This window comes from Aeromicrobium phragmitis (assembly GCF_003674095.1).
Lineage (GTDB): Bacteria > Actinomycetota > Actinomycetes > Propionibacteriales > Nocardioidaceae > Aeromicrobium > Aeromicrobium phragmitis.
The window spans coordinates 197,401-211,646 of record NZ_RDBF01000003.1; the positions used below are offsets into that span (position 1 = coordinate 197,401).

12 protein-coding genes and 1 tRNA gene are annotated in these 14,246 nt (G+C 69.0%); 9 read left to right on the plus strand and 4 right to left on the minus strand.

Annotated elements, in window-relative coordinates:
• The first annotated feature begins 155 nt into the window (after positions 1 to 155).
• Entirely contained in the window at positions 156 to 827 is a 672-nt protein-coding gene (locus tag D9V41_RS17550) for a hypothetical protein (protein WP_133434120.1), read from the plus strand.
• A gap of 61 nt (positions 828 to 888) precedes the next feature.
• On the opposite strand, the gene D9V41_RS05690 is transcribed toward D9V41_RS17550, so the two are convergent.
• A complete protein-coding gene (locus tag D9V41_RS05690) occupies positions 889 to 2,427 on the minus strand; it encodes a dolichyl-phosphate-mannose--protein mannosyltransferase (protein ID WP_166375930.1) in 1,539 nt (512 codons plus the stop codon).
• Positions 2,428 to 2,480: 53 nt separating this feature from the next.
• Here D9V41_RS05690 and rsmI point away from each other — a divergent pair, with 53 nt between their 5' ends.
• The gene (rsmI, locus tag D9V41_RS05695; RefSeq protein WP_121793733.1) at positions 2,481 to 3,317 is read left to right on the plus strand and encodes a 16S rRNA (cytidine(1402)-2'-O)-methyltransferase; all 837 of its coding nucleotides are present in this window, start codon (positions 2,481 to 2,483) and stop codon (positions 3,315 to 3,317) included.
• A 6-nt stretch (positions 3,318 to 3,323) separates the two neighbouring features.
• On the opposite strand, the gene D9V41_RS05700 is transcribed toward rsmI, so the two are convergent.
• Both D9V41_RS05700 and D9V41_RS05705 read right to left on the minus strand, forming a co-directional pair.
• Entirely contained in the window at positions 3,324 to 5,261 is a 1,938-nt protein-coding gene (locus tag D9V41_RS05700; protein ID WP_121793572.1) for a YhgE/Pip family protein, read from the minus strand.
• Positions 5,258 to 5,890: a P-loop NTPase family protein gene (locus tag D9V41_RS05705; protein WP_121793573.1), complete on the minus strand. Its 633-nt coding sequence runs from the start codon at positions 5,888 to 5,890 to the stop codon at positions 5,258 to 5,260. Before D9V41_RS05705 ends, D9V41_RS05700 begins: the two co-directional genes overlap by 4 nt.
• Before the next feature lie 128 nt (positions 5,891 to 6,018).
• Here D9V41_RS05705 and metG point away from each other — a divergent pair, with 128 nt between their 5' ends.
• The 6 genes from metG (at position 6,019) to D9V41_RS05735 (ending at position 13,244) form a co-directional block, all read left to right on the plus strand.
• Positions 6,019 to 7,605, plus strand: a complete 1,587-nt coding sequence (gene metG, locus D9V41_RS05710; protein ID WP_121793574.1) for a methionine--tRNA ligase — start codon at positions 6,019 to 6,021, stop codon at positions 7,603 to 7,605.
• Positions 7,605 to 8,459, plus strand: a complete 855-nt coding sequence (locus D9V41_RS05715; protein ID WP_121793575.1) for a TatD family hydrolase — start codon at positions 7,605 to 7,607, stop codon at positions 8,457 to 8,459. Before metG ends, D9V41_RS05715 begins: the two co-directional genes overlap by 1 nt.
• A gap of 75 nt (positions 8,460 to 8,534) precedes the next feature.
• The gene (locus D9V41_RS18585; RefSeq protein WP_121793576.1) at positions 8,535 to 9,659 is read left to right on the plus strand and encodes a resuscitation-promoting factor; all 1,125 of its coding nucleotides are present in this window, start codon (positions 8,535 to 8,537) and stop codon (positions 9,657 to 9,659) included.
• Positions 9,623 to 10,507 (plus strand): 16S rRNA (adenine(1518)-N(6)/adenine(1519)-N(6))-dimethyltransferase RsmA, encoded by an 885-nt coding sequence (rsmA, locus tag D9V41_RS05725; protein WP_121793577.1) that lies wholly within the window; start codon positions 9,623 to 9,625, stop codon positions 10,505 to 10,507. The genes D9V41_RS18585 and rsmA overlap by 37 nt, the downstream gene beginning before the upstream one ends.
• Positions 10,508 to 10,530: 23 nt before the next feature.
• Positions 10,531 to 11,448, plus strand: coding sequence for a 4-(cytidine 5'-diphospho)-2-C-methyl-D-erythritol kinase (locus D9V41_RS05730; protein ID WP_121793578.1), 918 nt, complete (start codon positions 10,531 to 10,533; stop codon positions 11,446 to 11,448).
• Positions 11,448 to 13,244 (plus strand): ABC-F family ATP-binding cassette domain-containing protein, encoded by a 1,797-nt coding sequence (locus D9V41_RS05735; protein ID WP_121793579.1) that lies wholly within the window; start codon positions 11,448 to 11,450, stop codon positions 13,242 to 13,244. Before D9V41_RS05730 ends, D9V41_RS05735 begins: the two co-directional genes overlap by 1 nt.
• 185 nt (positions 13,245 to 13,429) lie before the next feature.
• Here the strand turns inward: D9V41_RS05735 and D9V41_RS05740 are convergent, their stop codons facing one another.
• Positions 13,430 to 13,915 (minus strand): MarR family winged helix-turn-helix transcriptional regulator, encoded by a 486-nt coding sequence (locus tag D9V41_RS05740; protein ID WP_121793580.1) that lies wholly within the window; start codon positions 13,913 to 13,915, stop codon positions 13,430 to 13,432.
• A gap of 104 nt (positions 13,916 to 14,019) precedes the next feature.
• On the opposite strand from D9V41_RS05740, the gene D9V41_RS05745 reads away from it, so the two are divergent.
• Positions 14,020 to 14,101, plus strand: a tRNA-Gln gene (locus D9V41_RS05745).
• Positions 14,102 to 14,246: the final 145 nt, after the last annotated feature.

Here is a 14,246-nt window from a genome sequence, read left to right on the forward strand (position 1 = left end):
TACGTGCTTCGATGTCGGCGATCTTCTCGCACCCACTTCCTCTCAGAAACACGCTCTCGCAATGTGGCCGCCTAGTGGTCCGCTACCACGAGAGTTGATATTTGTGAGCCGCTAGCAGCGGGCAGCGGCCGTTGAACAGCGGGTATTCTGAGACAATGAGCGATGAGCCGATCATCCTGCCCAATGGCATTTCACTGCCGCCCGGAGGGACCTATTTGATTCGGCCAGAACGGTTCGACACTAGCGATTGGCCTCCCCAGCGAGCATTGGCTCTACACATTGGCGAAGTTCTTCTGGCAGCATCTGAGTTGGATGCTGCGCTTACTCGCCTCATCGGTGTGCTGCTGAATCCTGAAAAGCCGAATCTCGCGCTTGCAAGGGGTCGGTTCGTGATCGACAAGATTCGTATGCTCGAAACGGTTTATCCAGATTGGTGGCACGATTCGGCTAGGTTCACCAGAGCTTTGAAGCGGGTCACTGGGGACCGGAACTCCCTGGCACATGCTCTCTGGGGGCCAGATCTGGAAGCGCTGAGAACCGGTGGGAGCGAAGGCCCAGCGAAGATTCCCTTGCTTCTTCATCGGGAGAAATCAACAGAGGGTACGCCTGTGGACTTCGCTGCGCTTCATCAGATACGGGTTGACATAGGATTACTCAGTTCAATCTGTCACGACCTCGTGCTTCACTGGGCGTCGGGACAGCTCGAGAAGATCGTCTCAATCGTCGACTATGTGCAAGGTTGGGCCTCCGACGCGCTGTACGTGGGCTGGCCGAAATCAGAGGAATGGCAACGCGACGTGAAACGTGTGTTCCCGAGTTCCAATTAGCGGACGCTGGTTGACAGTCTCCACCGACAGCTCTCATATTTCGCCGCGGCGTCGCGAAGCCTCAGATCCAGGTGCCGAGCCACATGCGCTGACGCCAGGAGTCGTAGGGGAGCAGGACGTCGGTCCAAATCGGGTAGAAGTACACGAACAGCGCGGCCACGACCACCGCGTACGCACACAGCGCGGCGGCGGACCACCTGCCGCGGCCACGTTGGGCGCAACGCCGGTGGACACCGTTCGCCGCGAGCCCGATCGCGATGACCAGGAACGGAGCCATCGCCACCGAGTAGAACGAGAAGATCGGGCGGTCGGCGGTGGCGAACCACGGGAGCCACGTCGCCGCCAGACCCACGAGCGGGACGCTGAGACGCCAGCTGGGCTTGCGGAACATCATCACGAGCACCGCGAGGAGTGCCAGGGTTCCGATCCACCAGACGGCAGGATTGCCGAGGATCAGCACCTCGCTGATGCAGCTGGAGTCCTCAGGCGCGCCGCACTGCTGAGCGGGGACGTCGGTACTCGTATCCACCGCTACCGGACGCCACGGCAGCAACCATCCGATCGGATGCGACGCGTACGGGTGCGTCTTGTCGGCGAGGTAGTCGCCGGTGTGGAAGTCCCAGGTCATGACGTGGAAGTGCCACCAGGAACGCAGGGCGTCGACGGCCCCGCCGATCGGCCCGCCCGTCGGCTCGGCCAGGTGCCCCCATGCGGCGTAGTCGCCGTACCCGTTGCCGAACCGCCGCTCGTACTCCTCGTGGTGCACGAACCAGCCGGTCCAGCTGGCCAGGTAGACGGCGCACGCGACCAGGACGAGCCACCCGAAGGATGGGACACCCACCCGCAGCAGTCCGCGCCACCACGACGGCGGAGCGCTCCCTCGCGTACGAGCGCAGCGCCGGCGTGCCGCCACCTCCCACAGGACGATCGTGAGCCCGAACGCGGCGAGGACGTACAGGCCGCTCCACTTCGTCGCGGTCGCCATGCCGAACGCGAGTCCGGCGACGAACTGCCAGGGCCGCCATACCCGCCACCGGTCGTCGTCGGCGAGCCGTCGCTCGAGCCAGTCGCGGTCGGCCACGAGGCACGCGATCGCACAGACGAGCCAGAACGCCAGGAAGACGTCCAGCAGCGCGAGGCGCGACATCACGAAATGGACGCCGTCGAGGGCGAGAAGCAACCCGCCGAGCGCGCCCACCCAGATCGCGCCGGTCAGGCGGATCAGCAGTCGCGCGAGCACGAGGACGGTGAGCGCTCCGACGACCGCCGCGCTGATCCGCCAACCGAACGGGGTCAGGCCGAACAGACTCTCACCAATCGCGATGAGCCATTTGCCGCCGTCGGGGTGCACGATCCACGAGGGCTCGGCGGCGAACAAGCCGGACAGTTCGCCGTCGGCGATGCGATCGTCGGCGCCGTCGACGTAGTCGAGGACGTAGCCGTGCTCGAGCAGCGACCACGCGTCCTTGGCGTAGTACGTCTCGTCGAAGGCGAGCCGCGAGGGGGCGGAGAGCCGGACGGCGCGCACCGCCAACGCGAGCAGTGCCACGGTGGCGGGAACGATCCACGACCAGGCACGCCAGGACACTCGCGACAGCACGGCCCCCAGCCTAGGGTGTGCGCGGCGTCGGGCCCGCCTGCGAGGATGAAGACGTGTTGATCCTCGCCGGTACTCCCATCGGGCAGGCCGCCGACGCGTCAGGGCGCCTCGGGCCGGCGCTCTCGGCGGCCGACATCGTTGCAGCCGAAGACACACGGCGCCTGCGCCGACTCGCTGCCGATCTCGGGGTGGAGGTGCCCGGCCGCGTCGTGTCGTACTTCGAGGGCAACGAGGAACGTCGCACGGGTGAGTTGATGGAAGAGCTGCGCGCCGGGCGAACCGTCGTCCTGGTGACGGACGCCGGGATGCCGAGCGTCTCCGACCCCGGCTACCGGCTCGTGGCGGCGGCCGTCGAGGAGGACATCGCGGTCTCGGCCATTCCCGGCCCCTCGGCAGTGCTCACGGCGCTCGCGGTGTCGGGCCTGCCGGTCGATCGGTTCAGCTTCGAGGGCTTCCCTCCGCGTAAGCAGGGGGAGCGGGCCCGTTTCTTCGCTGAGCTTGCCAGGGACCGCCGGACGATGGTCTTCTTCGAGTCGCCGCACCGGACGGCGGTCACGCTCCGCGCGATGTCCGAGGCGTTCGGCGCCGACCGGCCGGCCGCCTTGTGCCGCGAGCTGACCAAGACGTACGAGGAAGTCGTGCGGCTTCCGCTCGCCGAACTCGCCGCTTGGACCGAGGAGCAGGAACACGGCGTCCGCGGCGAGGTGACCCTGGTGATCAGCGGCGCCGGTGACGCTCCGGTCGCCGAGTACGACGACGAGTCGCTCGCGGCGCTCGTGGCCGAGGCCGAGGCGACCGGACTCAGCCGCAAGGACGCGATCGCCGAGGTCGTCGCCCGCACCGGGGTGCGGAAGAAGATCGTCTATGCCGCCGCCCATCGGCCCGACTGAGCGGAGCTAGAGCGCGATCTCCGGCTTGATCTGCGAGACCCGCCAGAGCCGGCGCCGGTACGCCGCGGCGCAGGTGAGCGCCAGGCAGCCGACGAGGTAGGCCGCCAGCACCGCGACCGTGCGAGGCAGTCCCTCCAGCGAGGCCCCGTACATCAGATGGCGCAGCCCGTCGACGGCGTACGTCATCGGCAGGACGTGGTGGACGGCTTGGAGCACCGGCGGGAGCGTCTGCCAGGGGAACGTCCCGCCGGCACTCGCGAGCTGCAGCACCAGGAGCACCAGTCCGAGCAGTTGCCCGACCGGCCCCAGCCACGCGTTGAGTGTGTGGACGATCGCCACGAACGTGACGCCCACCAATGCCAGAAGCGCGGCGACGTAGCCGGCGCGCACCCAGTCGATGTCGACCGCGAATCGCACCACGAGGAGCATCACGCCGGACTGGACCACGGCGATGGCTGCTGGCGTGAGCCACCCGCCGAGCGCGGTGCTCAGCGGCGACTGCCGCGCCGCGATCGCCCGGTTCGACAGCGGCCGCACCAGCAGGAACATGACGTACGCACCGACCCATGCGCCGATCGACAGGAAGAACGGCGCCAGGCCGGCGCCGTAGGTGTCGGCGGAGGCCTGCGCGACGTCCTTCGTCGTGATCGGCGAGGCGATCGTCGACGCGGTGTCCTCGCGACGCTGATCATCCAGATCGGGAATGGAGTTGATGCCGTCGCGGAGCCCGTCCGCGAGGCGCTGCGCCCCGGTGTCGGCGGTCTCGAGTCCGGCGGCGAGTTCACCCGCGCCGGACGCGAGCTGCTGGGAGCCGGCGAGGGCTTCCCGCTGACCGGCGACGAGTCGGGCGTTGCCCGCGGTGGCGGCGTCCAGCCCGCCGGCGAGTTGGACGCTGCCGGCGGCCAGACGATCGGCGCCGTCGGCGACCTGGCGCGATCCCTCCGCGAGCCGGTCGAGTTCCCCAGCGGTGGTCTGGACGCGAGCGTCGAGGTCGGCGAGCGGCTGCGCGAGGTGGTCGAGCCGCTGCAGGATCGCGGCACGTTCGTCCGCCGGGACACCGGCGTCGATCAAGCTCTGCTCGATGTCCGCCCGGATGCGTGCGAGGTTCGCGTTCGTCGTGCGTGCGACACCCGCTGCAGCGTCCGCGACGCGCGCGATCTCGGCATTGCCGTCGGCCACCTGCCGGGCGCCCGGCGCCAGTTGTGCGCTGCCGTGGCGGAGCTGATGCGCGCCGTCGGCTGCCTCACCGAGGCCTGTGCCGAGCTCCTGCTGACCGGCGAGGAGCTGCTGCTGCCCGGTGCCCAGCTGGTCGGCGCCCGACTGCAGCTGGCTCGCGCCGTTCCGCGCGTCGCCGAGCCCGCCGGCAAGGCGTTGCGCGCCTTCGCCGGCCTCGCTGAGCTGCTCATGGAGCGTCGAGAAGCCAAGAAGGAAGGCGCTCGCCGCCTTCTCGCTGACGTTGGCCGCGATCGAGGAGCTCACGCGGGTGAGCACCTGGTCGGCGATCGTCGCGGAGAGGTAGTTGTTGGCCTCGTTGGTCGTGAGGATGAGCTGGGCCTGCCGCGGTTCGAAGTCCGACGTCGCAGCCAGCGCACTGGAGAAGTCGCGGGGGATGGTCAAGGCGAACAGGTACGTGCCGTCCTCGACGCCGCGAGCCGCCTCAGCGTCGCTGACCTCCTGCCAGTCGAACGAGCCGTCCTCCTCGAGGTCGTGAGCGATGTCGCGGCCGGCGTGCACCTCGCCGGCCTGGGTGGACGTCGCGGGGACGTCGTCCACGACGAGGGCTGCCTGGACCGAACCGAGCTTGCCGTAGGGGTCGTGGTTGGCCCACAGGTAGAGCGAGGCGTACAGCGTGGGGATGAGCGCGACGGCGAGGACCGCGAGCGCCGGCAATCTTCCCGCGGTCAGCCGCTGGAACTCGCTGATCGCCATCCGCAGCGACGTCATGCGACCACGTCCTCACCCGCGTTGCCGAGCGCGAACCGCTCGGTTCCGAGCACGCGCGCCGTCGTGGCCATGAGCTGCAGAACGACGACGAGATGCCGCTGGGCGAGTCGCTCGGCGACGGCGTAGGCGTCGTCGGCGCTGGTGCCGTACCGATCGGGGCAGCAGATGACCAGCGCTTCCGTTCCGGGCCGCAAGGCGGCGAGTTCGGCCAACACCATCAGCCGCACGGCGCCGGGAACCTCCTCCACGCGGGTACCGTGCCACGCGTCCGCGTCGTGGTGATCCAGCCACGTGCGCACCGCGCGCGCTCCGGCAGGCCGGCCGGCCATCGCCAGCTCCTCGGCGACGATGGTCGAGAGCTTCAGCACCTCGTCGGGTTCGGAGACGTCCGGGACGTCCACGAGGGCGACCGACTCGCGGAGAGTCTGCGCCGCTCGCTCACCGTCCACGAGCACGTGCCCGCGGTCCGGCCGCAGGCGGCCCCCGAGGACGAGCGACAAGGCCGTGTGTCCCGCGCCGGGTGGTCCCTCGACGACACAGACGTCGCCACTGCGCGCCTGCGCGCTCGTGGGGCGCAGGACCGTGGCGTGCGGTCCGTCGACCGAGATCGCGATGGCCTCGAGTTGCATACTGTCCGCTCCTTCACAGACCCCCGCCGCGGTGGCGATGGGGTTCGACCGCACCATCGTCCTCCATGCATCGGCGACGACGAGACAGGCCGGAGGGGTGAGGGGCGCGTCTCACTAGACTGGAGCCCATGGCCGAACGGACCTTCTACGTCACCACGCCCATCTACTACGTCAACGACGCGCCGCACATCGGCCACGGCTACACGACGGTCATGGGCGACATCCTCACGCGGTGGCACCGCCAGCGCGGCGAGCGGGTCTGGTACCTCACCGGCGTCGACGAGCACGGCCAGAAGGTGCTGCGCAAGGCGGACGCCAACGGCGTCTCCCCGCAAGAGTGGGTCGACCGGCTCGTCGAGGACGAGTGGAAGCCCATGTTGAAGACGACCGACGTGGCCAACGACGACTTCATCCGCACCACCGAAGAACGGCACGAGAAGGGCGCGCAGGCGTTCTGGCAGGACCTCTACGACCGCGGCGCGGTCTACAAAGGCTCCTTCTCCGGCTGGTACAGCGTGAGCAGCGAGGAGTTCGTCGGCGACGACGACGTCATCGACGGCGAGGGGGAGGACGAGGGCTTCAAGGTCTCGGCACTCGACGGCAGCCGCGTGGAGTACATGACGGAGGAGAACTACTTCTTCCGGCTCAGCGAGTACACGGACCGGTTGCTCGCGTTGTACGAGGAGCACCCGGAGTTCATCCAGCCCGAGTCGAGCCGCAACGAGATCATCTCCTTCGTCAAGCGCGGCCTGAAGGATCTCTCGATCTCCCGCTCGACCTTCGACTGGGGCATCCCCGTGCCCTGGGACGACGAGCACGTCATGTACGTGTGGATCGAGGCGCTGCTCAATTACGTCACCGCCGCGGGATACGGCGTCGATCCGGAGCGGTTCGAGGACCTGTGGCCGGCGAACGTCCACATCGTCGGCAAGGACATCGCCCGCTTCCACGCGGTGATCTGGCCGGCCATGCTGATGGCCGCCGGTCAGCCGGTGCCGCATCGCGTCTTCGCCCACGGCTGGCTGCTCGTCGGCGGGCAGAAGATGTCCAAGAGCAAGGCCAACGGCATCCACCCCGACGAGATCGTCTCGACCTTCGGTTCGGACGCGTACCGCTACTACTTCAGTCGCGCGCTCACGTTCGGCAGCGACGGCTCGATCTCCTGGGAGGACATCCACGCCCGGTATCACGCGGAGTTGGCCAACGGGTTCGGCAATCTCGCGTCGCGCGTCGCGGCGATGATCGGTAAGTACCACGATGGTGCTCTGCCTGCTGCCGGCGAGCACGGGCCGGCGGAGAAGGCGCTCATCGACACGATCGGCGCCTCGGTCGCCGCCGCCGACTCCGCCATCGAGCGGATCGCCCCGCAGGAGGCGATGGTCGAGGTGTGGCGGATCGTCGACGCGCTCAACGGCTACCTCACCGAGCAGGCGCCGTGGAAGCTCGCGAAGGACGACACCCAGAGCGGCCGGCTCGCCACGATCCTGGCTACCGCGGCCGAGGGGCTGCGGGTGCTGGCCGTCGTCCTCCATCCGGTCACGCCCAAGGCATGCGCCGCGCTGTGGGAGTCTCTCGGCGCCGAACCCGTACTCGGCGCCCTCGCCGAGCAGCGTCTCGACGAGGTCGCTCGGTGGGGTCAACTCCCGACCGGCACCCCCATCACGAAGGTGCCCTCGCTGTTCCCGCGTATCGAGCTGCCCGAGCAGGAGGGCTGATGGCGGACCGCACCGAAGGGTGGCCGGACGCGCCGGAGCCGCTGCCGTCGCCGGTGGTGGACAACCACTGCCACCTCGACCATCGGATTCGCGGTGGACTCCTCATCCCGACCGACGAAGCGCTCGACCGGGCCGCCGAGGTGGGCGTCACGCGGGTGGTGCAGGTGGGGTGCGACGTGCCCAGCAGCCGTTGGGCGGTGGACGCCGCGCGACAGTTCGCGTCGGTCGTGGCGGCCGTCGCGATGCACCCCAATGACGCCGCTCGACTCGACGACTCCGTGTTAGATGGCGCACTCTCTCAGATCGATGAGATGGCCGGTGATCCGGTGGTGCGGGCGGTAGGAGAGACCGGTCTGGACTACTTCCGCACCGGCCCCGAACTGCGCCCGCGGCAGCATCGTTCCTTTCGCGAACACATCCGGATCGCCAAGCGTCACGACCGCACGCTGGTCATCCACGACCGCGATGCTCACGAGGACGTCCTGGCGATCCTCGACGACGAAGGCGTCCCCGATCGGGTCGTCATGCACTGCTTCTCCGGCGGGCCGGAGTTCGCCCGAGATTGCCTGGAACGCGGCGCTTTTCTGTCCTTCGCCGGCACGGTCACCTTCAAGAACGCCGCGTATCTGCGCGACGCCCTCCAGGTCACTCCGCTCGACCGGATCCTGGTCGAGACGGACGCGCCGTTCCTGACCCCCGAACCTCATCGCGGCCGGCCCAACGCGTCGTTCCTGGTGCCCCACACGGTGCGGCTCATCGCCGACGAGCTGGACGTCGAACTGGCCACCTTGTGCGAGCAGATCAGCGCGAACACCGATCGGGCGTTCGGAGGGTCCTGGCCGTCCAGAAGGTGAGGGAAAGCTTGACTGCCCGTGGCAGCCTCGGTCAAGGTGGACAGGTTGTCAACGACGTTTGTTGAGGTTTGATTCGTGCAGTTTTCGGTTCCCGAACTCCATCCGAAGAGCGTGCTGAAGCTCGTCGCCGCGGTCGCCGCGGTGGTGATCGCGACGGCCGGTCTCGTGGCGGCGGCTGAGTTCGATCAGAAGGTCACGCTCGATGTCGACGGTGAGATCACCACGACACGGACCTCGGCCGAGACGGTCGACGAGCTGTTGACCAGCCAGGGCGTCGAGCCACGTCCGGAGGACAAGGTCTCTCACGATCTCGACGCTCCGCTCCCGGACGACGAGACGATCTCGGTGCGCTACGCCAAGCCCGTCACGGTCGTCGTCGACGGCGAGACCACGGACGAGGTCACGCACGCCATCTCCGTCGAGGAGCTCCTCGACGATCTGGACGTCGACCCGGCCGAGGGCGCGTACGTCTCGGCGAAGCTCGATGACAAGCTCAACCGCTTCGGCGAAGAAATCGTCGTGAGCACTCCGAAGACCATCACCGTCACCGCCGACGGCAAGGACCAGCAGGTCGAGACCAACAAGCCCACGGTGCAGGACGTGCTGGACGAGGCCGGGGTCAAGGTCGACGAGGACGACGAGGTCGAACCCGGCCTCGAGAGCTACGTCGCCAAGGACACCAGCGCTCTGCGCGTGGTGCGCATCGAGAAGGTCACCCGCACCGAGACCGTTCCGGTCGACTTCGAGGTTCAGGTCCAGGAGGACGCCTCCTTGCCCAAGGGCGAGAAGGAAGTCGTCACCGCGGGTGAGCCCGGCGAGGCGACCGAGGAAGTCCAGCTCGTGCTGGCCGACGGCGAGGTTCGTGAGCGTACCGTCGTGTCACGCAGCACGGTCCGTGAGCCCGTCGCTCAGGTCGAGAAGCGCGGCACGAAGCAGCCCGACACCGCCCCTGCCGTCGCCGACGGCAGCGTGTGGGACCGGCTGGCGCAGTGCGAGTCCGGTGGCAACTGGGCGGCGAACACCGGCAACGGGTACTACGGCGGCGTGCAGTTCAGCGCGCAGACGTGGCGCTCGGTCGGTGGCACGGGCTTGCCGCACGAGCACAGCCGGGAGGAGCAGATCCACCGCGCGTCGATCCTGCAGCAGCGTGCCGGCTGGGGTCAGTGGCCGGCCTGCTCGTCGAAGCTGGGCCTGCGCTGACGACGTCCGAAGCACCGCGGTTGCTGGGGGCGGCGGACATCCGCCGCATCGCCCACGAGGTCGGCTTGCGACCGACCAAGCAGCGCGGACAGAACTTCGTCACCGACGGCAACACGGTGCGGCGCATCGTGCGCGAGGCCGGGGTCGGTCCCGACGACGTGGTCGTCGAGATCGGCCCCGGTCTCGGCTCTCTCACCCTGGCGCTGATGGCGGAGGCCGCCCACGTGACGGCCATCGAGATCGACGACGTGCTCGCCGCGCGACTCCCGGCCACCGCAGCCGAGTTCGCGGGCCCGTTGGCAGACCGCCTGACGGTCGTCCACGCCGACGCGCTGCGGGTCGACTCGCTCCCCGGTCCCGCCCCCACCGCGCTCGTCGCCAATCTCCCGTACAACGTCTCGGTCCCGGTGCTGTTGCACATGCTCCAGACGTTCGACTCGATCGCGTCGGTGTTGGTCATGGTGCAGGCCGAGGTCGCGCACCGGCTCGCGGCGGGTCCCGGCTCACGCACCTACGGAGTACCGAGCGTGAAGGCTTCGTGGTACGCCGACGTACGACTCGCCGGCGCCGTCGGCCGGACCGTCTTCTGGCCGGTGCCGAACGTCGACTCCGCGCTGGTACGGCTGTCCCGGCGCCCTCCGCCGTCCGCTGACCGGGAAGCGACGTTCCGACTCATCGACGCCGCGTTCGCCCAGCGGCGTAAGACGCTTCGCGCGGCCCTGACGCCGCACTTCGGAACCGGCGAGGCGGCCGAACAAGCGTTGCGCGCCGCCGGCATCGATCCGCGGACGCGTGGCGAGCAACTGGCGGTCGAGGACTTCGCGCGGCTCGCCGGCGAGCGCCGCTAGGCGCATGCCCTAGCGTTGGTCCGGTGCGAAGTGTGAAGGTGCGCGTCCCGGCGAAAATCAACCTGGCGCTCCATGTCGGAGCGGCCCGGGCCGACGGCTACCACCAGTTGGCCACGGTCTTTCACGCGATCGACATCCACGACGAGATCACGGCGACGGCGAGTCACGACGGTGCCGTCAACGTCGAGGTGGTCGACATCCTGGGGAAGCCCATGCCCCACGTCCCGAGCGACCGCACGAACCTCGCGGCGCAAGCGGCGCTCCTGCTGCGTGACCGCTTGGCCGAACCCGATCTCGGCGTCCATCTGCGCATCCGCAAGGCGATTCCCGTGGCCGGAGGAATGGCGGGCGGTTCGGCCGATGCCGCCGGTGCGCTCCTGGCCTGCAATGACGTTTGGCGAGGCGGCCTCACCCGGCGCGAGCTCGACACCCTCGCTGCCGTTCTCGGCAGTGACGTGCCGTTCCTGCTGCACGGCGGCAATGCGCTCGGCACGGGACGGGGTGAGCAGGTCACCCCGGTCTTGTCGCGTTCGACCTTCCACTGGGTCCTCGGGGTGTACGCCGAGGGGATGTCCACACCCGCGGTCTACGCGGAGTTCGACCGCCTGTCCGAGGGGCGGGGCAAGAACACGCCCGACGAGCCCCACGGGGTCCTCGCCGCGCTCGGCAGCGGTGACCCGGAAGCCCTCGCCGGGGCCATGCGCAACGACCTCACCGACGCGGCCCTCTCGTTGCGCCCGGAGCTGGCGCGCGGTCTCGACGTGGGCTCTGCCAGGCCGCCGTTGACGGGCCTCCTCTCCGGCTCGGGACCGACGACCGTGTTCCTCATGCCCGACTCCGAGAGCGCAGAGGTCTTCTCGGTCGACCTGCGCGATCAGGGCATCTTCGACGGCGTGGTCGTCGCCGAGGGCCCCGCCGCCGGTGCGCGGGTGGTCGGCTGATGGCACCACTGATCGTGGGCGAGCGGCTGGCGATGTCGTTCCCCACCAAGGAGGTGCTGTCCGACGTCACGCTCGGTATCGCCGAAGGTGATCGGATCGGCGTGGTCGGCCGCAACGGCGACGGCAAGTCGACCTTGTTGCGCATCCTCGCCAAGCGGCTCGATCCCGACGGTGGCCGAGTGACGTGGCGGCGCGACCTTCGGGTCGGCTACGTCGATCAGTCTGACGCCATGGACCCCGCGCTCACCGTCGGCGCCGCCGTCGTCGGGGAGCGGGCCGAGCACGAGTGGGCCGGTGACGCCCGGGTCCGGGAGGTCATCGACGGGCTCATTCCACGCGACGTCGCGTGGGACGTCACCATCGGGAAGCTCTCGGGCGGGCAGCGTCGGCGGATCGCCCTTGCCGCCGCGTTGATCGAATCCTGGGACGTGCTGATCCTCGACGAGCCGACCAACCATCTCGACATCGATGCTGTGGTGTGGCTCGCGGAGCACCTCAAGAAGCGTTGGCCCCCGGGCACCGGCGGATTCGCCGTCGTGACCCACGACCGGTGGTTCCTCGACGAGGTGTGCTCGATGACGTGGGAGGTGCACGACCGCACGGTCGATGCCTTCGAGGGCGGGTACGCGGCATACGTCCTGCAGCGCGTCGAGCGCGACCGGCAGGCGGCCGCGAGCGAGGCCCGTCGCCAGAACCTCATGCGCAAGGAGTTGGCGTGGCTGCGGCGCGGTGCCCCCGCTCGCACCTCAAAGCCGAAGTTCCGGATCGACGCGGCGAACGAGCTCGTCGAACGTGAGCCGCCCGTGCGTGACGCCGTCGAGCTGACGCAGCTGGCCACGGCCCGGCTGGGCAAGGACGTCGTCGATCTGCTCGACGTGAGCGTGCAGACCCCGGACGGCCGCACGATCCTCCGCGACGTCGAGTGGCGCATCGCGCCGGGGGAGCGGGCGGGCATCCTCGGCGTCAACGGCGCGGGCAAGAGCACGTTGCTCGGCGTCGTGACCGGTGACGTCCAGCCGTCAGCCGGTCGGGTCAAGCGCGGCAAGACCGTCCGCATCGCGACGCTCAGTCAATCGCTCCATGAACTCGACGCGATCGCCGACGAGCGGGTGAGCGACGTCATCGGGCGACAGCGCGCCACTTACGTCGCCGGTGACAAGGAGTTGACCCCCGGTCAGCTGCTCGAACGGCTCGGCTTTCGGACCCAGCAACTCGCGACGCCCATCCGCGACCTCTCCGGCGGTCAGCGTCGGCGGCTTCAGCTCCTGCTGATCATCCTGCAGGAGCCGAACGTGCTGATCCTCGACGAGCCGACGAACGACATGGACACCGACATGCTGACGGCGATCGAGGATCTGCTCGACACCTGGCCGGGCACGCTGCTCGTCGTCTCGCACGACCGGTACCTGATGGAGCGGGTCACCGATCACCAGTACGCAGTGCTCGGCGGTCATCTGCGGCACCTGCCTGGGGGCGTCGACGAGTACCTGAGGCTGCAGCGGGCCGTGGAAGCGCGCGATGCGGCGGAGATCGCCACGGCACCGCCCGCGGAACCCTTGTCGTCGCGACCGTCGGCGCAGCGAGAGCGTGAGCTGAAGAAGGATCTGGCGCGTGCCGAACGACAGGTCGAGAAGTTGACGGCGCAGGTCGAGGAGCTCGACACGCAGATGGCGCAGGCGGCCACCGACCCCGAGCGACTGACCGCGCTGGATACCGAGCGCCGCAAGCTTGCCGCCGAACTCGACGCGGCCGAAGCGGTCTGGCTCGACGCTGCAGGTGAACTCGACGCCCTCTGACCCCCTCGCGCGCTGGGGCGGTGCGTGGTCAACCTGTCGGGTGCCGGGGCGGTGCCTGGTCAACCTGTCAGCGTCGGTGATGGGTTGATGGTGCACCGCTGCCCGGGCGGGCAGTCGGCGATGCGTTGATGGTGCACCGCCCACCGCTGGCTCCTCGCGCGGGGCGACCGTTCGGATCGGGTTGCTTATTCCGAGAACGGCTGGGTCAGCACGCGCAGTGACGAGGCGATGGACTCGCGGTCGGCGGCCGGGAGGTCGGCCAGCAGGCGCGATTCGTGGTGCATGAGCTCGTCGAGCGCCGCGTCGACGCGCTCGCGTCCGGCGGTGGTGAGTCGCACCAGGACACCGCGGCGATCCGACGGGGCAGGGCGACGTTCGACGAGTCCCTTGCCTTGCAGCCGGTCGACCCGATTGGTCATCGTTCCGCTCGTCACCATGGTGGCGGTCACGAGTTGACCGGCCGACAGTTCATAGGGATCGCCTGCGCGTCGCAAGGCCGCCAAGACATCGAACTCCCAGGGTTCGAGTCCCTGCGCGGCGAAGGCCTGCTTGCGAAGGCGATCGAGGTGCTTGGCGAGGCGCGTCACGCGGCTGAGCACCTCCATGGGGGACACGTCGGTCTCGGGGCGCTCGCGGCGCCATGCGGCGACGATCCGGTCGACCTCGTCCATGGCGAGAGTCTACCCATCAAGAATCTTGAGGTCGAGAATCTTGCCTGGTGATCGCACCGGCAGCTGGGCTCCTACTCGACCGGTTCGGTACGCTGGACCCGCTTTCCCCGGTTGGTCTGTCGGCAGGGCCCGCCTGACTTTGAATCAGGACTAGCGACGTAGGTTCGACTCCTACCCGGGGAGCCAGTCGTCCCAGCATGCATGTCTCGCGCAGCAGAAAGCGCTCGGTGATGCGCGACACCTGGCATGTCGCGGGCCGGGGCGGTGACGGCATCGCCCGGTACGCTGAGGGGTGGGCCGCAAACGGCTCCCCGGCCGTCCACTGCGGGTC

Excerpts from the sequence above, each read along its gene's own strand:
- D9V41_RS17550 (WP_133434120.1), top strand. The coding sequence starts at position 156 with ATGAGCGATGAGCCGATCATCCTGCCCAATGGCATTTCACTGCCGCCC.
- D9V41_RS05740 (WP_121793580.1), bottom strand. The coding sequence starts at position 13,915 with ATGGACGAGGTCGACCGGATCGTCGCCGCATGGCGCCGCGAGCGCCCC.
- D9V41_RS05700 (WP_121793572.1), bottom strand. The coding sequence starts at position 5,261 with ATGACGTCGCTGCGGATGGCGATCAGCGAGTTCCAGCGGCTGACCGCG.
- D9V41_RS05715 (WP_121793575.1), top strand. The coding sequence starts at position 7,605 with ATGGCGGACCGCACCGAAGGGTGGCCGGACGCGCCGGAGCCGCTGCCG.
- D9V41_RS05735 (WP_121793579.1), top strand. The coding sequence starts at position 11,448 with ATGGCACCACTGATCGTGGGCGAGCGGCTGGCGATGTCGTTCCCCACC.
- metG (WP_121793574.1), top strand. The coding sequence starts at position 6,019 with ATGGCCGAACGGACCTTCTACGTCACCACGCCCATCTACTACGTCAAC.
- D9V41_RS05705 (WP_121793573.1), bottom strand. The coding sequence starts at position 5,890 with ATGCAACTCGAGGCCATCGCGATCTCGGTCGACGGACCGCACGCCACG.